At 65.6% G+C, this 19,986-nt stretch carries 14 protein-coding genes and 1 pseudogene; 3 read left to right on the top strand and 12 right to left on the bottom strand.

All coding sequences use genetic code 11. The features are described from left to right. Positions 1 to 150: 150 nt before the first annotated feature. Entirely contained in the window at positions 151 to 819 is a 669-nt protein-coding gene (locus OMK73_RS30515) for a Crp/Fnr family transcriptional regulator (protein WP_267605311.1), read from the top strand. 486 nt (positions 820 to 1,305) lie between these two features. On the opposite strand, the gene OMK73_RS30510 is transcribed toward OMK73_RS30515, so the two are convergent. From OMK73_RS30510 to OMK73_RS30495, 4 genes are all read right to left on the bottom strand, one after another. Beyond that, entirely contained in the window at positions 1,306 to 2,160 is an 855-nt protein-coding gene (locus tag OMK73_RS30510; RefSeq protein ID WP_267605310.1) for a 3-hydroxybutyryl-CoA dehydrogenase, read from the bottom strand. Positions 2,161 to 2,207: 47 nt separating this feature from the next. Further along, positions 2,208 to 2,642: an HIT family protein gene (locus OMK73_RS30505; RefSeq protein WP_400091486.1), complete on the bottom strand. Its 435-nt coding sequence runs from the start codon at positions 2,640 to 2,642 to the stop codon at positions 2,208 to 2,210. 100 nt (positions 2,643 to 2,742) lie between these two features. After that, on the bottom strand, positions 2,743 to 6,039 hold the full coding sequence (gene icmF / locus OMK73_RS30500) for a fused isobutyryl-CoA mutase/GTPase IcmF (RefSeq protein WP_267605308.1): 3,297 nt from the start codon (positions 6,037 to 6,039) through the stop codon (positions 2,743 to 2,745). A gap of 394 nt (positions 6,040 to 6,433) precedes the next feature. Further along, the gene (locus OMK73_RS30495) at positions 6,434 to 6,772 is read right to left on the bottom strand and encodes a DUF2917 domain-containing protein (RefSeq protein WP_267605307.1); all 339 of its coding nucleotides are present in this window, start codon (positions 6,770 to 6,772) and stop codon (positions 6,434 to 6,436) included. 180 nt (positions 6,773 to 6,952) lie between these two features. On the opposite strand from OMK73_RS30495, the gene OMK73_RS30490 reads away from it, so the two are divergent. Then, positions 6,953 to 8,359 carry a PLP-dependent aminotransferase family protein gene (locus OMK73_RS30490; RefSeq protein WP_267605305.1) on the top strand — a complete coding sequence of 469 codons (1,407 nt, stop codon included), beginning with the start codon at positions 6,953 to 6,955 and terminating at the stop codon, positions 8,357 to 8,359. Between the two features lie 12 nt (positions 8,360 to 8,371). On the opposite strand, the gene OMK73_RS30485 is transcribed toward OMK73_RS30490, so the two are convergent. From OMK73_RS30485 to OMK73_RS30475, 3 genes are all read right to left on the bottom strand, one after another. Beyond that, positions 8,372 to 9,766, bottom strand: a complete 1,395-nt coding sequence (locus OMK73_RS30485) for an amino acid permease (RefSeq protein WP_267605304.1) — start codon at positions 9,764 to 9,766, stop codon at positions 8,372 to 8,374. A 1,150-nt stretch (positions 9,767 to 10,916) separates the two neighbouring features. Then, the gene (locus tag OMK73_RS30480; protein ID WP_324291782.1) at positions 10,917 to 12,434 is read right to left on the bottom strand and encodes a CoA-acylating methylmalonate-semialdehyde dehydrogenase; all 1,518 of its coding nucleotides are present in this window, start codon (positions 12,432 to 12,434) and stop codon (positions 10,917 to 10,919) included. Between the two features lie 46 nt (positions 12,435 to 12,480). After that, positions 12,481 to 13,812, bottom strand: coding sequence for an aspartate aminotransferase family protein (locus tag OMK73_RS30475; RefSeq protein WP_267605303.1), 1,332 nt, complete (start codon positions 13,810 to 13,812; stop codon positions 12,481 to 12,483). A 359-nt stretch (positions 13,813 to 14,171) separates the two neighbouring features. On the opposite strand from OMK73_RS30475, the pseudogene OMK73_RS30470 reads away from it, so the two are divergent. Next, positions 14,172 to 15,589, top strand: a pseudogene (locus OMK73_RS30470) (PLP-dependent aminotransferase family protein); the annotation flags it as partial. Positions 15,590 to 15,714: 125 nt separating this feature from the next. Here the strand turns inward: OMK73_RS30470 and OMK73_RS30465 are convergent. From OMK73_RS30465 to OMK73_RS30445, 5 genes are all read right to left on the bottom strand, one after another. Then, the gene (locus OMK73_RS30465) at positions 15,715 to 16,293 is read right to left on the bottom strand and encodes an acyloxyacyl hydrolase (protein ID WP_267605302.1); all 579 of its coding nucleotides are present in this window, start codon (positions 16,291 to 16,293) and stop codon (positions 15,715 to 15,717) included. 297 nt (positions 16,294 to 16,590) lie between these two features. Beyond that, positions 16,591 to 16,932: an EAL domain-containing protein gene (locus OMK73_RS38490; protein WP_324291781.1), complete on the bottom strand. Its 342-nt coding sequence runs from the start codon at positions 16,930 to 16,932 to the stop codon at positions 16,591 to 16,593. Between the two features lie 74 nt (positions 16,933 to 17,006). After that, complete coding sequence (locus OMK73_RS30455) at positions 17,007 to 18,197, bottom strand: M24 family metallopeptidase (protein WP_267605301.1); 1,191 nt, start codon at positions 18,195 to 18,197, stop codon at positions 17,007 to 17,009. A gap of 29 nt (positions 18,198 to 18,226) precedes the next feature. Beyond that, the gene (locus OMK73_RS30450) at positions 18,227 to 19,195 is read right to left on the bottom strand and encodes a Bug family tripartite tricarboxylate transporter substrate binding protein (RefSeq protein WP_267605300.1); all 969 of its coding nucleotides are present in this window, start codon (positions 19,193 to 19,195) and stop codon (positions 18,227 to 18,229) included. A 129-nt stretch (positions 19,196 to 19,324) separates the two neighbouring features. Next, complete coding sequence (locus OMK73_RS30445; RefSeq protein WP_267605299.1) at positions 19,325 to 19,978, bottom strand: TetR/AcrR family transcriptional regulator; 654 nt, start codon at positions 19,976 to 19,978, stop codon at positions 19,325 to 19,327. Positions 19,979 to 19,986: the final 8 nt, after the last annotated feature.

Here is a 19,986-nt window from a genome sequence, read left to right as displayed (position 1 = left end):
GCGTTTCTGCCGCAATGCAACAAGCCCGCCGCGCCTGTCCTGGCGCGCATTCGCGGTTCGTGGTGATCGTAAGATAGTCCATGCCATTTCCCCCGGTTGTCACGCCGATGACAATTCCGGGTTAATCCCTACGGGAAGGTTCTCCAGGTCATGCTCAACGATTTCGTCGACCGCTGCGTGTGGGCAGCCGACCTCAGCGAAGAACAACGCGACATTGTCCGCCGCGCCATGTGCGTGCGCGAATATAGCCAGGGCGACTATGTCTGCCATAAAGGCGATATGGCGGAGCACTGGATGGGGGTGCTGGAGGGGATCGTCAAGATCACTACGGTATCGCCTTCCGGTAAGTCGGTCACATTCACCGGTGTGCCTACGGGGGGCTGGTTCGGCGAAGGCGCCGTGCTCAAGGCCGAGATCCGCAAGTATGACGTGATGGCGCTGCGGCGCTCGCGCATTGCCTTCCTGCCGCGCGAGACTTTTCAGTGGTTGCTGGATACCAGCTTGCCGTTTACCCGGTTCTTGCTCACGCAGTTCAATGAGCGGCTGGGGCAGTTCATTGCTGCCGTTGAGTATGAGCGGCTGCTCGATATCGATTCACGGGTGGCGCGCGCCGTGTCTTCGCTCTTCAATGAGCATCTGTACCCCGGGCTGGGGAAGACGCTGGAGATTTCGCAGGAGGAGATCGGGCTGCTGGCGGGGATCTCGCGGCAGCGGGCCAACCAGGCGCTGAAGGTGCTGGAGCAGCAGGGGCTGGTGAAGGTGGATTATGGGGTGATTGAGGTGTTGGATCTGGAGGGGTTGAGGCAGTATGGGGAGTGAGGTTTTGGGGTTTTGACTGGAACTGCAAAATCAGCTTCAACTGCAACTTGCTTAACGTCAAAGGCAACTGCAGTTTCACCTCCCCTTCGGGGAGGCGACACCCCCTCGGGATTCGACGAAAAGAGCGGCCGGGACCCAAACTCGCATCGCCTTAAGGCGATACTCAGACATGGGTCCCTCTTTTCCGCTCTTTTCGTGAAATCCCGAGGCGCCCCATACGGCCTCTGCACACCTTGACGGCTCGCTTCGCATCGCGCTGGGGTGATTCCCGCCTGACTGGCGGAAATCACGGCCGAACCGAATCGATGTCCCAACTCTCCCGCTGGTTTTCTCCCCTCTCCCACGTGTGGGAGAGGGGTCGGGGAGAGGGCGGGCGTTCGCCGAGACCAGGATCTTACACACGCCCACACCGTTTGCCGCCTGAAAACAAAAAAGGCTAGCAACGGTCACCCGTCGCCAGCCTCCTTCACCCATTCGGGGCCGTGCTTACTTGCTATACACGTACACGCCACGCCCGGTCTTGCGGCCGAGATAGCCAGCCGCCACCATCTCGCGCATCAACATGGCCGGCCGATACTTAGGGTCGGCGAACTCGGTGTACAGCACTTCCATCACGGCCAGCATGGTGTCCAGCCCGATCATGTCCGCCAGCGCCAGCGGCCCGATCGGATGGTTGCAGCCCAGCTTCATGCCTTCGTCGATTTCTTCCGGCGACGCCAGGCCTTCGCCCAGTACGCAGAACGCCTCATTGATCATCGGGCAGAGAATCCGGTTCACCACGAAGCCCGGGTTGTTCTTTACGGTGATCGGGTACTTGCCGAGTGCCTTGGAGAGTTCTTCCACCAGCGCGTGCGTGGTGTCGCTGGTCTGGAGGCCGCGGATCAGTTCCACCAGGGCCATCATCGGCACCGGGTTGAAGAAGTGCATGCCGATGAAGTTGCCCGGGCGGCTGGTAACGGCAGCCAGCTTGGTGATCGAGATCGACGAGGTGTTGGACGCGACGATCACGTCGTCGCCGACGATGCTGTCGATCTGCTTGAGGATCTTGACCTTGAGGTCGAAGTTCTCGGTAGCGGCTTCGATCACGATGTCGGTGGCCTTGAGCGCGTCATAGGACGTGGAGCCCTTGATGCGCGCGAGTGCGGCTTGCTTGTCGGCTTCGCTGATCTTGTCTTTCTTGATCAGGCGATCCAGGCTGCTGCCGACGGTGGCGATGCCCTTGTTCACCGCTGCGTCGCTGATGTCCACCATCACCACGTCCAGGCCCACCACGGCGCACGCTTGCGCGATGCCGTTGCCCATGGTGCCGGCGCCTACGATGCCCACTGTCCTGATTCCCATCTTGTCTTCCTTGTTGCTGGTTGCTTGATTCTGGTGCGGTGTGTTGATCAGGCTTCGCGCAGCGCGGCGATGATGCGCTCGGCGTGCTGGCTGAGGATTTCCGGATCCTGCATGTCGGTGCCGTGGCCGCGCAGGGTGCGCTCGGCGTAGCGCGGCACGATATGGAAATGCACATGCGGCACGGTCTGGCCGGCGGCGGCGCCGTTGAACTGGCCGATCGAGATGCCGTCAGGCGAGAAGGCGGCGCGCACCGCGCTAGCGACGCGCTTGGTGGTGCGGATGGCGGCTTCTGCACCGGCGTCGGACAGGTCGAACAGCTCGACGGCGGGTTCCTTGGTCACGACCAGGACGTGGCCATCCGACTGCGGCATGATGTCCATGAAGGCGACGGTGTCGGCGTCTTCATAGACCTTGTTGCAAGGCAATTCGCCACGCAGGATGCGGGCGAAGATATTGTTGGGATCGTACACGGTACTCCTGATTGGTCTTGGTCTTGATCTTCGCTGGCAGCAAGGGAGGTGGCTGGCGCAAACATCAAGTTTAACGCAGGGGCTTCGCGCCAGACAGCCCCTGGCGGACGGATCACATATTGCGGCGGTACTGGCCTCCTACCTCGAACAGGGCATGCGTCACCTGCCCGAGCGAGCACACGCGCACCGCATCCATCAGCACCGCGAACACATTGTCGTTGTCGATCACGGCCTGGCGCAGCCGCTGCAGCATGGCCGGCGCGGCGTCCGCATGGCGGGCGTGGAAATCCGCCAGCCGCGCAAGTTGCCCCTGCTTCTCCTCTTCGCTGGAACGCGCCAGCTCGAGCGATTGCGGCGTTGGGTCGCCGTTGGGATTGCGGAAGGTATTGACACCGATGATGGGCAGCGTGCCATCGTGCTTGCGCTGCTCGTAGTACAGCGACTCTTCCTGGATCTTGCCGCGCTGGTAGCCCGTCTCCATCGCGCCGAGCACGCCGCCACGCTCGGCGATGCGCTCGAACTCCTGCATCACCGCCTCTTCCACGAGGTCGGTCAGCTCGTCGATCAGGAAGCTGCCCTGGTTGGGGTTCTCGCACTTGGCCACGCCCCACTCGCGGTTGATGATGAGCTGGATCGCCAGCGCGCGGCGCACCGATTCGCCGGTGGGTGTGGTGATGGCTTCGTCGTAGGCGTTGGTGTGCAGCGAATTGCAGTTGTCGTAGATGGCGATCAGCGCCTGCAGCGTAGTGCGGATGTCGTTGAAGTCGATCTCCTGCGCGTGCAGCGAGCGGCCGGAAGTCTGGACGTGGTACTTGAGCTTCTGGCTGCGCTCGTTGGCGCCGTATTTGTCGCGCAGCGTCACCGCCCAGATGCGTCGCGCCACGCGGCCCAGCACGCTGTACTCCGGGTCCATGCCGTTGGAGAAGAAGAACGACAGGTTGGGCGCGAAGTCGTCGATATGCATGCCGCGCGCGAGATACGCCTCCACATAGGTGAAGCCGTTGGACAAGGTGAACGCCAGCTGCGAGATCGGGTTGGCTCCGGCCTCCGCGATGTGATAACCGGAGATCGACACCGAGTAGAAATTGCGCACCTGGTGATGGACGAAGTACGCCTGGATATCGCCCATCACCTTGAGCGAGAACTCGGTGGAGAAGATGCAGGTGTTCTGGCCCTGGTCCTCCTTGAGGATGTCGGCCTGCACCGTGCCGCGCACGTTCTGCAGCACCCACGCGCGGATCTTGGCTTCCTCGTCGGCGGTGGGCTCGCGGTTGTTGTCGGCGCGGAACTTGTCGAGCTGCTGGTCGATGGCGGTGTTCATGAACATCGCCAGGATGGTGGGCGCGGGCCCGTTGATGGTCATCGACACCGAGGTCGACGGGCTGGTGAGGTCGAAGCCGTCGTACAGCACCTTCATGTCGTCCAGCGTGGCGATCGACACGCCCGAGTTGCCGACCTTGCCGTAGATGTCCGGGCGCGTGTGCGGATCCTCGCCGTACAGCGTGACCGAGTCGAAGGCGGTGGACAGGCGCTTGGCATCCATGCCTTCGGAGACCAGCTTGAAGCGGCGATTGGTGCGAAAGGCATCGCCCTCTCCGGCGAACATGCGCGTGGGGTCTTCATTCTCGCGCTTGAAGGCAAAGACGCCGGCGGTGTAGGGGAAGCTGCCTGGCACGTTCTCGCGCATCAGCCACTTGAGCACTTCGCCCTCGTCCTCGAAGCGCGGCAGCACCACCTTGCGCACCGTGGTGCCGGACATGGTGGTGGTGGTGAGCGTGGTGCGAATTTCCTTGTCGCGGATCTTCACCACGTATTCGTCGCCGCTGTAGGCCTTGCGCATTTCCGGCCACATCGCCAGCAGCTTGCGCTCCTGCGCGCCCAGCGCGGCGTCGCGTTCGGTGGCGAGTGTCTGCAGCGCCTCGCCCTCGCCTTCCGGCCCGGAGGCGGCCAGCAGCATGCGCCGAGCCTCGCGCAGTTGCTGGCGCTCGCGCGCCAGCCGGCTCTGCGTTTCCACGCGGCGATGATAAGTGCGTACCGTGTCGGCAATCTCGGCCAGGTAGCGGTTGCGCGCCGGCGGCACGATCACGTTCTGGCCGGTGGAGGTGCGCCCGTTCAGCTGCGGCAGCACGCCGGCCGGCGCATGCATGCCGCGCGCGCAAAGGGCCTCGCGCAAGCCCTGGTAGAGCATCGTCACGCCGTCGTCGTTGAAGCGCGAGGCCTGGGTGCCGTACACCGGCATCTCCTCGGGCTTGGCGTGCCACTGCTCGCGGTTGCGCTGCACCTGCTTGGCCACGTCGCGCCAGGCGTCCTGCGCGCCCTTGCGGTCGAACTTGTTGATGGCGACGAAATCCGCGAAGTCCAGCATGTCGATTTTCTCGAGCTGGCTGGCGGCGCCGAACTCGGGCGTCATCACATAGAGCGACAAATCCACGTGCGGCACGATGGCGGCATCGCCCTGGCCGATGCCCGAAGTCTCCACCAGGATCAGGTCGAAGCCGCCCACCTTGCAGGCGGCCAGCACATCGGGCAACGCCTGTGAGATCTCGGAGCCGGCTTCGCGCGTGGCCATCGAGCGCATGAAGATGTTCGGATGGTTGATCGCGTTCATGCGGATGCGGTCGCCCAGCAGCGCGCCGCCGGACTTGCGGCGCGACGGGTCGATCGAGATCACCGCGATGGACAACGCATCGCGCTGGTCCAGCCGGATGCGGCGGATCAGCTCATCGGTCAGCGAGGACTTGCCCGCGCCGCCGGTGCCCGTGATGCCGAGCACGGGCGTCTTCATCTTGGCGGCCTCGGCGCGCAGTGCGTCAGCCAGCGCGGGAGCCGCCTTGCCGTTTTCCAGCGCCGTGATCAGTTGCGCGAGCGCGCGGCGGTCGCCGCCTTTCATCGCGTCGAGCGTGGTGGGCGCATAGCGCGCCAGGTCGATATCGCAGCGCTGCACCATGTCGGCGATCATGCCCGCCAGGCCCAGGCGCTGGCCGTCTTCCGGGCTGAAGATCCGCGCCACGCCGTAGGCCTGCAACTCGCGGATCTCGTCCGGCACGATCACGCCGCCGCCGCCGCCGAAGAGCTGGATATGCTCGCCGCCGCGCTGGCGCAGCAGGTCGACCATGTACTTGAAGTACTCGACGTGGCCGCCCTGGTAGCTGGAGATGGCAATGCCCTGCACGTCTTCCTGCAAGGCCGCGCTGACCACCTCTTCCACCGAGCGGTTATGCCCGAGATGGATCACCTCGCAGCCAGAGGACTGCAGGATGCGCCGCATGATGTTGATGGAAGCGTCATGGCCATCGAACAGCGAGGCCGCGGTGACGAAGCGCACCTTGTTGACGGGCCCTTTCGGTCCCTGCGCCTGATGGGGAGCGCTGGGTTGAGCGCCCTTCTGCACATCGGAAAGATCGGTCATTTGTCTCCACCATGTTCGGTGTTCTGGCTGGTCGCATGACGTCCATGGCTGCCGCTCTGGAGGCGGCTCGGATCGAACAGGCGAGCGGTCTGGCTGACGCTGGCGCAGCAGCTTGATTATATGACGTTTACGTTAACGGCAATCAAGCCACGGCGGCGCGGCCAGCCATGGGGAACATCCTCGCATAGTTGGCGGGACGATGTGGAGGGACTTGTTGAGGCGTCGAGGAAGACCAAGGCCGCGAGACGGCGTGCGAGAGCGCGCAAGACCGGACACTTGGCCACGCTTGCAGCAGTACGGATGGCGCGGGATTGCCGGGCACGGGGCGAAACCAGCGCGCCCGGATGCTGGCCGGCAGCGCGGACACGCTCCGCGCCGGCCGGCTTGCGTCAGCTCAGAGACCGGGTTCCGGGCACTGGCCGGCACCGCCGGCACGGCGCTCGCCGAAGCGGCGCTTCAGCGCACCCGCCAGCCCACCCAGCCAGCGCCATGACAGCGGTGCCGGCGTCTGGGCGAGCGTGAAGCGCGCGCCATCGCTTTCGCCGGACAGCCACACCCTGGCGCCGGCCGGCAGCGCAAAGACCGCTCCCGGCAGCAGCCAGATATCCGCAAGGTGGCCTTCCACCGTCAGCCACAGGCGACCCTCGACCGCCTTCACGCTCTGCCCTTCGCGGGCGCGCCAGCTCACCGGCCGGCCGGGTTCATCCAGTTCGAAGATCCTTAGTTCGCGCATTTCGCCACTCCTGTCAGCATTGCGGTGATGTCTCTCGTGCCCACTGGCCCAGCCAGTGCAGGCACGCCTCCGCATGCCTTCCATTATTCACAGCGCCAACTACAATCCCATGAACAGTTGCGAACAGTTTGACATGAACTGTTCAGTAGTTTTTCCTGACACTTTGCCTGCACCTGTGCGATGAAACTGACTCTCGTTCCCGCCACCGGCGTGCCCCTGACCGACCAGATCGTCAACGAGGTCAAGACCTGGATCAGCTCGCGCGAGGTGCGCCCCGGCGCCCGCCTGCCGTCGATCCGCCAGCTCGCGGCGGAGCATGGCATCAGCCGTTTCCCGGTAATCGAGGCCTATGACCGGCTGGTGTCGCAGGGCCTGCTGGATTCCCGCCACGGCTCGGGCTTCTTCGTCGCGGACAGCCCGCTGCTGGCGCGCGCCGCCAACGGCTGGTCGGACCCGCGGCTGGCGGAGGACCTGTCCGACCATATCCTGGAACAGTTCAACCATCCCAGCGCCACGCTCAAGCTGGCGGGCGGCTTCGTGCCAGAGACCTGGCGCGACGTCGAAGGGCTGACCCAGGCGATCCGCCAGGTCTCGCGCAACGACATCCTCAGCGTGATCCACTACGCCACGCCAATGGGCAGCCCGGAGCTGCGCCAGCATGTGCTGACGCGCGTGCGCCAGCTCGGCATCGCGGCTGAGCTGCCGCAGGTGCTGATCACCACGGGCGCCAGCCAGGCGCTGGACCTGGTGGTGCGGCGCCTGCTCAAGCCGGGCGATACGGTGTTCGTGGAGGATCCCGGCTACTACAACCTCTTCGGCCTGCTGCGCTTGCACGGCGTACGCCTGGTGGGCGTGCCGCAAACCCGCAACGGCCCCGACCCGGACGCCGCCGAGGCGCTGCTGCGCGAGCACAAGCCCAAGCTGTTCTTCACCAACAGCGTGCTGCAGAACCCCACCGGCGCGACCCTGTCGCCGCCCGTGGCGTTCCGCCTGCTGGAGCTGGCGCGCCGTCACGGCTTCCGCTTTGTCGAGGACGATATCTTCTCGGACTTCCAGACCAACTTCACGGACCGGCTGGCCACGCTCGACCAGCTCGAGCATGTGATCTATATCGGCGGCTTTTCCAAGACGGTGTCGGCCTCGCTGCGGATCGGCTACCTGGTGGCCGACAAGGCGCTGATCAAGGAACTGGTGGATGTGAAAGTGCTGACCAGCGTGGCGGGCTCGCATTTCGCGGAAGCCGTGACGGCGGCGCTGCTGGAGCGCGGCGCCTATCGCAAGTACATGGAGCGGCTGCGCCTGCGCGTGCGCCAGGCCACCGCGAGCGCGGTGCGGCGCCTGGGCGACGCCGGCTGGGAGGTGTATTGCGAGCCGGCGGGCGGCAATTTCCTGTGGGCCCGCACGCACGGGATCGAGGATTCGCGCGCGCTGGTCACGCTGGCCGAGCAGCATGGAGTGACGCTGGCGCCAGGCAACTACTTCCGGCCGGGCGGCGAGACCTCGGCCTGGATCCGCGTCAACTCCGCCTATGTCGAGGAGCCGCGCGCGCTGGCCTTCCTGCAGGAGGCCGGCGCGCGCGAACGGTGACTGCCGTCGGCGTCAGGCGCCGCCGTGCAGCACCGCGTTGCGGCGCGCGTAGAGGAAGTAGATCGCCAGGCCAATTGCCAGCCAGGCCAGGAAGGCAGCCCACGTCAGCGCCTGCAGGTGGACCATCAGGAATACGCAGAAGCCCACGGACAGCAACGGCACCACCGGCACGCCGGGGCAGCGAAAGGCGCGCGGCAGGTCCGGCCGGGTCTTGCGCAGCACCAGCACCGCCACCGAGATCAGCGTGAAGGCCGACAGCGTGCCGATATTGATCAGCTCCGCCAGCACATTGAGCGGCACGAAGGCAGCGATGAAGGCGAACACGATGCCCACGGTCCACGTGGCGAAGAACGGCGTGGCATGCACCGGGTGCACCTTCGACAGCCGCTCTGGCAGCAGGCCATCGCGCGACATGGCGAAGATGATGCGGGTCTGGCCGAAGGTCATTACCAGGATCACCGTGGTCATGCCCAGGATGGCGCCCAGATCGACGAAGCCGGCCACCCAGTTCTCGCCGGCATATTGCAGCGCCAGCGACACCGGATGGTCGATGCCCGCGAACTTGGCAAAGGGCACGATGCCGGTCATGATGGCCGCCACCGTCACGTACAACACGGTGCAGACGGCCAGCGAGCCGATGATGCCGATCGGCAGGTCGCGGCGCGGGTTGCGCACTTCCTCGGCGGCCGAGGTCACGGCGTCGAAGCCGATAAAGGCGAAGAACACCAGCGCCGCGGCATTGAAGATGCCGTCCAGCCCGAACGGCGCGAACGGCTGCCAGTTGGCCGGCTTGACGTGCCACACGCCCACCCCGATAAAGAGCAGCACCACCGCGATCTTGATGGCCACCATCACGTTGTTCAGGCGCGCCGACTCGCGCACGCCGTACGACACGACCCAGGTGATCAGCAACATGATCACGGCAGCGGGCAGGTTGAACAGCGTCTGCACGCCCGGCACCGCGCCGGGCGCGGCGGTGAGCATGGCTGGCAGGTGCAGGCCGAAGCCCGCCATCAGCGACTGGAAGTAGCCGGACCAGCCGACCGATACGGCCGAGGTTGCAAGGCCATATTCAAGCAGCAGGTCCCAGCCGATCATCCAGGCCACGATTTCGCCGAGCGTGGCGTAGCTGTAGGTGTAGATGGAGCCGGAGACGGGGATCGCGGACGCGAACTCGGCGTAGCAGAGCGCGGCAAACCCGCAGGCCAGTGCGGCGATCACGAAGGACAAGGTCAGCGCCGGGCCGGCGGTGAGCGCGCCGGTGCCGGTCAGCACGAAGATGCCGGTGCCGATGATGGCGCCGATGCCCATCAGGATCAGGTCGACGGGGCCGAGCACCTTTTTGAGGCCATCGTCGCGGGCGGCGGCCAGCATGGCCTCGATGTTCTTGGTGCGGAACAGACTCATCGGCGGGTACTCCTGGCGCGCTGGGCGGCTTTGAAAAGCGGCGTATTTTAGCGTGGGAGATCGGCGAATTCGTCACTTCTGAGCTGATCGGTGTTTATTTGGGTGGGTGAAGGGCGTCGCTGATTGTTTGAACGGTGTTGGCGTTTTGCACCCAAGAGCCGTACGACATTCCCCTGCGGGGGGCGTCGTTGTCTGTTTCATTGGCGTTGGGTATTGCACCCAAAAGCGATACGACATTCCCCTGCGGGGGCGTCGCTGTCTGTTTCATTGGCGTTGGCTCTTGCACCCAAAGGCCATACGACATCCCCCTGCGGGGGGCGTCGCTGTCTGTTTCATTGGCGTTGGCTCTTGCACCCAATAGCCATACGACATCCCCCTGCGGGGCTGCCGGTCACTCTTCTTTGCGTCGGCAAAGAAGACTAACGAGAAGAAAGCCGACCCTGCCGGGGGCAGAGCCATCGCGGGTGCCAGGGGCGCTGGTTTCGTCGTATGGCCACAGTACTGCTGACATCTGCTGTTGCCGGCTCGTAGGGCATCGCAATGGCATGACCCATGGGTTTCGTCGTGGGGCCCCTGACCTCGTTTGCGGTGCCCATTCGCACATCTGCCGTTACCGGTGCGAAGCACCACGACACATCCCCCGTCAATGGTTTCGTGGTGGGGCGGGCGCGGTGGTCAAGGTCTCGGGCTTATCAACCCGGTGCCACCGCGCCCACGACGGAACCGGTGCGCCAGCAACTTCGTGGCCGGCCATGCCGCGCGAGCGACAGACGGCTTGCAGCAAGTGATGTCTGCTACCGGGGGCCGCACCGTGAATCCCGGAGGCTGGCAGGTTCGTGGCCGGTCAAGCCGGTATCGGCAGAAGCCCGCCGGCACTCTGGGCCGTACGACGAAACCATCGAGATTCGAAAGCCTTATTGCTCTGCTCCCGGCAGGGCGGCTTTCTTCTCGTTAGTCTTCTTTGCCGCGCAAAGAAGAGTGACCGGCAGCCCCCGCAGGGGGATGTCGTACGGCTTTTGGGTTCAACAGCCATCGCCGACGAAATAAACAGCGACCAATCCCGCAATGGGATGTCTTCGTACGGCTGTTGGGTCCAAGAGCCATCACTGCTCAAACAAACACAATCAGCGCCCCCCGTCATCCAAATCCATCACTTAGCCACCGGCATCGTAAATTCCGCGCCCTTGCCAATACTATCCGGCCAGCGCTGCATGATGCTCTTGTAGCGCGTGTAGAAGCGAATGCCTTCCTCGCCATAAGCATGATGATCACCAAACAGCGAGCGCTTCCACCCGCCGAACGAGTGCCATGCCATCGGCACCGGGATCGGCACGTTGATACCCACCATGCCCACCTGGATCTGGCGCGAGAACGCACGTGCCACGCCGCCGTCGCTGGTGTAGCAGGACACGCCGTTGCCGTACTCGTGGCCGTTGATCAGGTCCACCGCTTCGGCCAGGTCATGCACGCGCACCACTGACAGCACCGGGCCGAAGATTTCTTCCTTGTAGATGGTCATGTCCGGCGTGACGTTGTCGAACAGCGTGCCGCCCACATAGAAGCCGTTTTCGTGTCCCTCGACCTTGTGGCCGCGGCCGTCGGTCACCAGCTTGGCGCCTTCTTCCACGCCCTTGGCGATATAGCCTTCGACCTTGGCCTTGTGCGCGGCGGTCACCAGCGGCCCCATCTCGGCATCGTCTTCCATGCCGTTGCGGATCTTCAGCGATTTCGCGCGCTCAGCCAGGCGCGGCACCAGCTTGTCGGCGACATCGCCCACCGCCACGGCGACCGAAATGGCCATGCAGCGCTCGCCGGCCGAGCCATAGGCGGCGCCGATCAGCGCGTCCACGGCCTGGTCGAGGTCGGCGTCGGGCATCACCACCAGGTGGTTCTTGGCGCCGCCCAGGGCCTGCACGCGCTTGCCGCGCTTGGTGCCTTCCGTGTAGATGTACTCGGCGATCGGCGTGGAGCCGACGAAGGACAGCGCCTGCACGTCCTTGTGCGCCAGCAGCGCGTCAACGGCTTCCTTGCCGCCTTGCACCACGTTGAACACGCCATCCGGCAAGCCAGCCTGCTTGAGCAGGTCGGCAATCAGCAGCGAGGGCGAGGGATCGCGCTCGGACGGCTTGAGCACGAAGGTGTTGCCGCAGGCCAGCGCCACCGGGAACATCCACATCGGCACCATCACAGGGAAGTTGAACGGCGTGATGCCGGCCACCACGCCCAGCGGCTGGCGCAGGTTCCAGTTGTCGATGCCACCGCCGATGTTATCGGTGAAGTCGGTCTTGAGCAGGTTGGGAATGCCGCAGGCAAACTCCACGATCTCGACGCCGCGGGTGACTTCGCCCTTGGCATCCGAGAACACCTTGCCGTGCTCGCGCGTGATCAGCGCGGCGAGGTCGTCATGGTGGCGGTCGAGCAGCTCCTTGAACTTGAACAGGATGCGCGCGCGCTTGAGCGGCGCGGTCTCGGACCAGGCCGGGAACGCGGCGTGCGCCGCTGCCACCGCGGCATCCACGTCCTGCGCCGAGCCGAGCGCCACGCGCCCGGCCACGGCGCCGGTGGCCGGGTTGAAGACGTCGGCAAACCGGTCCAACGAGGCGGCGCGCACGGTGCCGCCGATGTAGTGCGCGATGTCGGCGATCTGCCGGTTCTCTGCGATGTTCACGTCAGTGTTCCTTGTCTTGTCTCTGCGGCCGCGGCATTCGCTGCAATCACTGCAGCTCTTGCAGGACCGTTTTCACGGTGTCGAACATCTCGTCGATCTGCGCCTCGGTGATGATCAACGGCGGCGAGAAGGCGAGGATGTCGCCGGTGAAGCGCACCAGCACGCCGCGCTCCAGGCATTTCAGGAAGGCTTCGTAGCCGCGCGCGCCCGGCTGGCCGGGACGCGGCTCCAGCTCGATGCCGGCGACCAGCCCGAGGTTGCGGATGTCCTTTACGTGCGGCGCGCCGCGCACGGCGTGCACCGCGGCTTCGAACTTCGGCGCCAGCTCGGCCGCACGGCCGAACAGGTTCTCGTTCTTGTAGATATCCAGCGTAGCGATGGCAGCAGCCATGGCCAGCGGGTGGCCTGAATAGGTGTAGCCGTGCAGGAACTCGATGGCGCCCGGTGCCGCGGCGTTGACCACGGTGTCGTGCACTTCGCGCCGGACCGCCACCGCGCCCATCGGCACGGCTGCGTTGTTGATGGCCTTGGCCATGGTGATCAGGTCCGGCGTGACCTTGAAGCGCTCGGCGGCTGTGGCCGCGCCCAGGCGGCCGAAGGCGGTGATGACCTCGTCGAAGATCAGCAGGATGCCGTGCTTGCTGGTGATCTCGCGCAGCTTTTCCAGGTAGCCCACCGGCGGCACCAGCACGCCGGCGGAGCCGGCCAGCGGCTCGACGATGACGGCGGCCACGTTGGACGGGTCGTGCAGCGCCAGGATGCGTTCCAGGTCGTCGGCCAGGTGCGCGCCCCAGGTCGGCTGGCCCTTGGAGTAAGCTGCCTCGGCAATATTCAGTGTGGCCGGCAGGTGGTCCGTGCCAGGCATCAGGTTGGCCGAGAAGGCCTTGCGGTTGGGGCCGATGCCGCCGACCGCCATGCCCCCAAAGCCAACGCCGTGATAGCCGCGCTCGCGGCCGATCACGCGGGTGCGCTGGCCCTCGCCACGGGCGCGGTGATACGCCAGTGCGATCTTCAGCGCGGTGTCGACCGATTCCGAGCCCGAATTGGTGAAGAAGATGCGGTCCAGCCCGGCCGGCATGATGGCGGCTACCTTGGTGGCGGCCTCGAAGGTGAGCGGGTGGCTCATCTGGAAAGGCGGCGCGTAGTCCAGGGTCTGCACCTGGCGGGCGACCGCGTCCGCGATCTCCTGGCGGCAATGGCCGGCAGCGACGCACCACAGGCCGGCGCAACCGTCGAGGATCTGGCGGCCGTCATGCGAGGTGTAATACATGCCGCTGGCGGAGTCGAGCAGGCGCGGGGCCGCCTTGTACTGGCGGTTGGCGGTAAACGGCATCCACAGGGCATCGAGATCGGGGATCACAGTCTTGGCGGCATCCATACGTCCTCCTCAGGAGCAATTGGTATTGGCTTGGGCGGCGGCGGTTGGCGCCGCACCGGGTTGTCAGTTGATTCTGGTGAATGCGGCCACTGTAGCGGCGCAGCCTGGCTTAAAGAATATACGGTCGACAGAACCTCGCCTTACCGTACAGTTAAGAGTGAGGCAACTGTACAGATCAAAAAATACCCAAGGCGTACGATCACGCCTGTGGATCCCGTTGCATCGCTCGCCACGACAGCCAAAGTCCCGCCAGCAGCCGGATTCACGTTGCAGCGCGGCAAAACCCGGCACCGTGACGTTGCTTCCCATCGCACCGCTACGCCCATTAAACTGTACAGGTCCATCCTTACATGTAACGCATGCTGAACCTTGAACTCGTCCGCAGCCGGCGCAGCGGCGACACCCTCACCGAGCAGATCGTGGCCGGCATCGCCAGCCTAGTGGACCGGCGCGTGCTGCGCGCTGGCGTGGCGCTGCCGTCGGTGCGGCGCTTTGCCCAGCAGCACGGGGTCAGCACCTTCACCGTGGCCGAGGCCTACGGCCGCCTGACCGCGCTGGGCTACCTGAGCGCGCGCGTGGGATCGGGCTACACGGTGGCACACCGACACGCGCCGGCCGGCCAGGCGCCGGCGGCGCGCTGGGAGGCGCCGGGGCTCAACGCCGCGTGGCTGCTGTCGGATGTGTTCGCCGATCATTCGGTGCCGATCAAGGCGGGCGCGGGCTGGTTGCCCGGCGACTGGCTCAACGAGGAAGGGTTGCACCAGGCCATGCGCGCGGCGGCGCGAGTGCCCGCCGCGCAGGTCTCGGGCTATGGCCACCCTTACGGCTTCGCCGCGCTGCGCGAGCATATCGCCGCCGGGCTCAGCCAGTACGGCATGCCGGTGCAGGCCCAGCAAGTGGTGCTGACCCAGGGCGCCACGCAGGCGCTGGACCTGGTGGTCCGCACATTGTTGCGCCCGGGCGACACCGTGCTGGTGGAAGACCCTGCTACTGCAACCTGCTGCAAATCCTGCGCCTCGCCGGCTTGCAGGTAGTGGGCGTGCGCCGCACCGCAAGCGGGCTCGACACCGACGCGCTGGACCACGCCATCCGCACCCACGCGCCGCGCGCGCTGTTCGTCAACACGGTGCTGCAGAACCCCACAGGCGGCACGCTCACCAGCATGAACGCGCACCGCGTGCTGCAACTGGCCGAGCAATACCGGCTGCTGGTGGTGGAGGACGATATCTACCGCGAGCTGGCGCCGGCAGGCTCGCCCATGCTGGCGGCCATGGACGGGCTCTCGCACGTGATCTACGTGAACGGCTTTTCCAAGACGATCACGCCGTCGCTGCGGGTCGGCTACCTGGCGGCCAGCCCGGAACTGGCCAAGGCGCTGGCCCGCACCAAGATGGCCGTGGGGCTGACGTCATCGGAAGTGACCGAGCGGCTGGTGTACTCGGTGCTGACCAGCGGCCACTATGGCCGCCATGTGGCGGCGCTGGCGGAGCGGCTGCGCGCCCAGCAGGACCGGATCACGGAGAAGATGGAAGCGCACGGGCTGGAGGTGATGCTGCGCCCGGAAGGCGGGATGTTCGCCTGGGCAAGGATGCAGCCGGAAAACGGCGGCGACCAGGCCGCGCTGTCGGGCAACCGCCTGGCGACGCTGGCGCTGGAGCACGGCATCTGGCTGGCGCCGGGGTCTTATTTCGAGCCGGAAGAAGGCGACTCGCCCTGGATACGGTTCAACGTGGCCACCAGCGATGAACCCGCGCTGTGGCGATTTTTTGACGCGCTGCGCAGCAGGAAGCACAAGGCGTGGAAACCGAACCCGCCTCCCGCGCCACGCGCGCCCCGCGCGCAGGCATGGTCAAGCTGGCCTGAGCGTCACGGCATCAGGCCAGGCCAGCCATTTTTGCAAGTTCAGAAGCGATAGCGCACGTAACCCGTGTAAAAACCGCTGCCCGGATTGGGCTGCTTGATACCGGCGTTGGAGACGTGCTGGTAGCGGAAGCCGGCTTCGTAGGCAGTCTTGGGGCCAAAGGCCATGCCCACGCCGATCATGTCGGAGAACTGGAACAGGCTGCCGGAGCGGTGCTCGTCCGAGGTGGCCTTGTGGCTCATCATGCGCACACCAACCGAAGCTTCCAGGAAAGGCACCAGCGAGCCGCCGCGCTTCTCCACGCGCAGGATCGGCGAGAAGCCGAATTCGGTCACGTTCTGGTGATTGGTGCCGCTGCGGGCGTTCCATTCGGCCAGTTCGGCCTCCCACTGCAGCTTGGCCAGCCAGCCCTGCGGGTTGCCCCAGGCAAAGCCGGAATCCCAGTTCACGCCAACTTCGTACTTGTCGATGTTGTGGCCGGGATCGCGGCCGATGGCCACGTGCACCCCAGGATCGGCGTGCGCGGCAGCGCATGCGCCGAGGGCAGCAGCGGCGCCAAGCGCCTTGATACGCAATGCAAACCGGTGGGCAAGGCCGGCGTTCTTCTTGTCGTTGGTCATGTGCATGATGGGTGGTAATTACCGCGAAGAATGGCAAGTCCTAGCGAAAACCTTGCCACCTCCCAGCGGCAAAGCCGACCACCCGTACTCAGGACCAGAGGCGTTCCACTACCCAGCCCGCGGTCACGCAGATCGCGAGCCAGGCGGTCATGCACCCGGCAATAAATCGGTAAGTCATGGTCAATTTCCGCAATAATCGCTTGGGGACAAGCGAATAATTACGGAATTATACATCCAGTCATGAATGTATGTTGAGACCGGCGAAATCGGGCTAGGGCTCGACGTATCGGTGAGCGATTATGCACCTCCGGGACGGCTCATGCTTGCGGCACGGCGGGGCTGTTGCCGCGCCGCGTCAATCCCCCGCGCGACGGCGTTGTGGCCCATCACCGAGCGCGCCAGCGCGATGACCCCGCGAATGACGGCCAGTGCCTTGGGCGCACTGCCAAGCACAGCAACAAACGACTTGTCTATCTTGAGTGTCGCAACCGGCAGGCGCGTCAGGTAGGCCAGGCTCGAGTATCCGGAGCCGAAATCGTCCAGCGAGGCGCTGATGCCGCAGCGGTCGAGATCGACGAACAGCACCACCACCCCGCCGGCGTGCGGCGCCTGCCTTTGGCCGAAGGAATTGCGCGCCAATGCCCGCGACGATGACCACCGGCCACATACGGCTTCCCCCGTCATCCCCCGTCATCCCCCACTTGTCGCCCGCGTCACGCCACCGTTGCATACTCCAGCGTTTTTGGCGTCTTCACGATGACCTCGGGGCGCTCGCCCACCACGACCGTATCGTCGAGCCGGAAACCGCCCAGCCCGTAGACATAGATCCCCGGCTCCGCCGAGTAGACCTCGCCGCCCAGCAGCGCGCGCGTGTTGAAGGCCATGTCTTCCGGATACTCGTGCAGCATCAGCCCGACCGCGTGGCCGGTGCGGTGGAAGATGGTCTCGCCCAGCCCCGCACGCTCGATCACGGCCTGCGCGGCGGCGTCCATGTCGCAGACGCGGCGCCCGGTCACCGCGGCCGCCACCGCCGCGTCTGTGGCCTCGGCGGCAACCTGGTAGCAGCGTGCCTGGCGCTCGTCCGGTTTACCGCAGAACCACGTGCGCTCGTTCTCCACGTAGTAGCCGTTCAAGCGCGGCAGGATCAGGTTCACGATGGTATCGCCGGGCGCGATGCGCGCGCCGCACGCGGCGCCGTCGCCATGCGGCGAGGCCGAGGCCGGTCCCGTCAGCGTCCAGCATTTGAGGATGTCGAAATCCTCGCCGGGGAAGCGGCGCGCGGCCTCCTCCACCATCAGCGCTGACATGGCGTGGTCCAGCTCCTGCACCAGCCGCCCCGGGCGAATGTTCTCGCGGTAGCGGTCCTGCACCCAGTCGGTCAGGCTCCCAAGCTCGCGCATCACCTGCAGTTCTTCCGCATGCTTGACCCAGCGCATGCCGCGCATCTCGGCCATGGCCGGGCGCAGCGTGAGTTCCGGCAGGTAGCGCTGCGCCGCTGCGAGGATCGGATGAGCTACATCCACGGCAATGCGCGAGCCGCTCAGCCCATGCGATGCCAGCAGCGACGCCACCACCTCGGGTAGTTGCGGCGCCAGCGCCAGCCGCTGCGACACGCGCGGATGCTCGGCGTAGTACGTCACGTCGCGCAGCCAGACCTTCTCCCTTTCCGTGCACAGGCGCATGTGGTTGGTGGACAGTTCGTTCATCACCGCGAAGGGTTCGCCGTTGCGCGGCACGAACACGAATACGGGGCGCTCCCATGGCCAGACATCCAGCTGGAAGTTGGTGGCGAACTGGAAAAAATCCGGCGTGCTGAACACCAGCGCGCCAACGTGGATGCGGTCCATCAGCGCGTGCATCATGGCCAGGCGGTAGTCGCGCACGGCGGTCGTGATCTGCGGCATGTCTTGTCTCCTTGGTAGTGGGTGCGGGGTCAGAGGGCAATGCCGAGCTTGCGGATCATGGGGCCCCACGCCTGCGCGTCGCGCTGCATGTAGCGCTCCACCTCGGTGGGCGGACCCTTGATCGCGTCAAGGAGCTGGTTGGCCAGCTTGTCCTTGAATGCCGGCTCGTCCATGGCTGCGCCGATGTCGGCGTTGATCTTCTGCACCAGCGCCGCCGGCGTGCCCGACTTCGCCACGATGGCGTACCAGCCCGGCACCGCCACGTCGTAGCCCAGCTCCTTGAAGGTGGGCACATCTGGCAACGCGGCCAGCCGCCGCTCGCCGGTCACGGCCAGCGCCACCAGCTTCTTGCCGGCGATATAGGGCTGCACGCCCGCCAGCACATTCATCATGACGGGCGTCTCGCCCGACATCAGGCTGGTTGAGCCACCGGCGCCATTGAACGGCACATGCTGCAGCTTGACGCCGGCGCGCTCGGCCACCAGCTCCATGGCCAGGTGCGTGGAGTTGCCGATGCCGCCGGAGGCGTAGCTGATGCCGCCCGGCCGCGCCTTGGCGAGCCGCACGAATTCGGCAAAGCTGGTGGCATGCATCGCCGGCGCGACCACCAGCACGAACGGCGAGTTGGCCAGCATCGCCACGCCGGTCAGGTCGCGCTGCGGCACATAAGGCAGCGCGGGATACAGGAAGGGATTGAAGGCCAGGTTGGAAACGCCGGCAAAGAACAAGGTGTAGCCATCGGCCGGCTGCTGCAGCACATAGTTGATGGCCAGCACGCCGTTGGCGCCGGGCTTGTTTTCCACGACAACGCTGCGGCCCCAGCGCTTGCCCAGCGCTTCGGCCAGTGCGCGCGCGAGCACGTCGTTGCCCGTGCCGCCGGCCTGCGGCACGACCAGCCTGACGGGGCGCTGCGGCCAGTCCTGCGCACAGCCGGCGGCGCCATATGCCATGCCAGCCGCGGCGAGCGCGGCGCTTAATATCAGTGTGCGTCTCTTCACTTCGATCTCCTCTGCAATCCCCTGAACGGCACCCTCGCATCGGGTGCGTCCGGTTTACTGTACCATGTGGTACATGCAGAGGGAAAAATTTTGCAGGGCCGCGGCGCCGATGCCGGCGCCGCGCACGGATCAGGCTTCGGGATCGGATTTCGCGCCCGCGGCCTTCGGCGCATTCAGCATGCGCGCGAAGTACTTCAGCGCGGCGGTGGTGCCCTTGCGGTCGCCCGTGGTGACGAGATCCAGCAGCAAGCCACGCACGGTGGCCACCTCGACGCGAGCCCGCAGCTTCGCCTCGCTCAAGCTCAAGCCAAGCTGCTTGTGAAAGCGCTCGGTCAGCGCGCCGGTCCAGCTGCCGATCACGTCGTCGAGGAACGCCTGGAAGCGTTCTCGATCGCGAATGGCACGGCCGTAGATCTCGAACAGCAACTGGATGATGGGCAGGTAGTTATCCGCCGAGTAGCGCGCCCAGGCCACCTCCAGCGCCCGCGCGGGATCGGGCTCGCTGGCGGCCAGGCTGGCGCGCGCATCCAGCTCGGCATGGCGGATGCGGCGCAGCACCGCCTCCCAGAATTGGTCGGCCGAGCCGAAGTAGTAGATCAGCATGCGGTGGCTGGTGCCGAGCGCTTCGGCGATATGGCGCAGCGACAAGTCGCCGATGCCGTGTTCCAGCACGTGGTTGACGGCGCCGTCGAGCAACTGGATGGCCTGGTCGCTGGCAGCGCGGCCTTGCGCGAGCGTGTCGAGCGTTTCGATGGCAGCGGCGGGATTCTTGCGGGGCGGCATGGGCTGGA

It is taken from the genome of Cupriavidus sp. D39 (genome assembly GCF_026627925.1).
Taxonomy (GTDB): Bacteria; Pseudomonadota; Gammaproteobacteria; order Burkholderiales; family Burkholderiaceae; genus Cupriavidus; species Cupriavidus ulmosensis.
This window is presented reverse-complemented; position numbering and strand designations above follow the sequence as displayed.

What these genes read in the sequence shown, in the direction of transcription:
- OMK73_RS30515 (WP_267605311.1), top strand. Translation starts at nt 151, where the DNA reads ATGCTCAACGATTTCGTCGACCGCTGCGTGTGGGCAGCCGACCTCAGC.
- OMK73_RS30475 (WP_267605303.1), bottom strand. Translation starts at nt 13,812, where the DNA reads ATGGATGCCGCCAAGACTGTGATCCCCGATCTCGATGCCCTGTGGATG.
- OMK73_RS30465 (WP_267605302.1), bottom strand. Translation starts at nt 16,293, where the DNA reads ATGACCAACGACAAGAAGAACGCCGGCCTTGCCCACCGGTTTGCATTG.
- OMK73_RS30445 (WP_267605299.1), bottom strand. Translation starts at nt 19,978, where the DNA reads ATGCCGCCCCGCAAGAATCCCGCCGCTGCCATCGAAACGCTCGACACG.
- OMK73_RS30485 (WP_267605304.1), bottom strand. Translation starts at nt 9,766, where the DNA reads ATGAGTCTGTTCCGCACCAAGAACATCGAGGCCATGCTGGCCGCCGCC.
- OMK73_RS30495 (WP_267605307.1), bottom strand. Translation starts at nt 6,772, where the DNA reads ATGCGCGAACTAAGGATCTTCGAACTGGATGAACCCGGCCGGCCGGTG.
- OMK73_RS30510 (WP_267605310.1), bottom strand. Translation starts at nt 2,160, where the DNA reads ATGGGAATCAGGACAGTGGGCATCGTAGGCGCCGGCACCATGGGCAAC.
- icmF (WP_267605308.1), bottom strand. Translation starts at nt 6,039, where the DNA reads ATGACCGATCTTTCCGATGTGCAGAAGGGCGCTCAACCCAGCGCTCCC.
- OMK73_RS30455 (WP_267605301.1), bottom strand. Translation starts at nt 18,197, where the DNA reads ATGCCGCAGATCACGACCGCCGTGCGCGACTACCGCCTGGCCATGATG.
- OMK73_RS30490 (WP_267605305.1), top strand. Translation starts at nt 6,953, where the DNA reads ATGAAACTGACTCTCGTTCCCGCCACCGGCGTGCCCCTGACCGACCAG.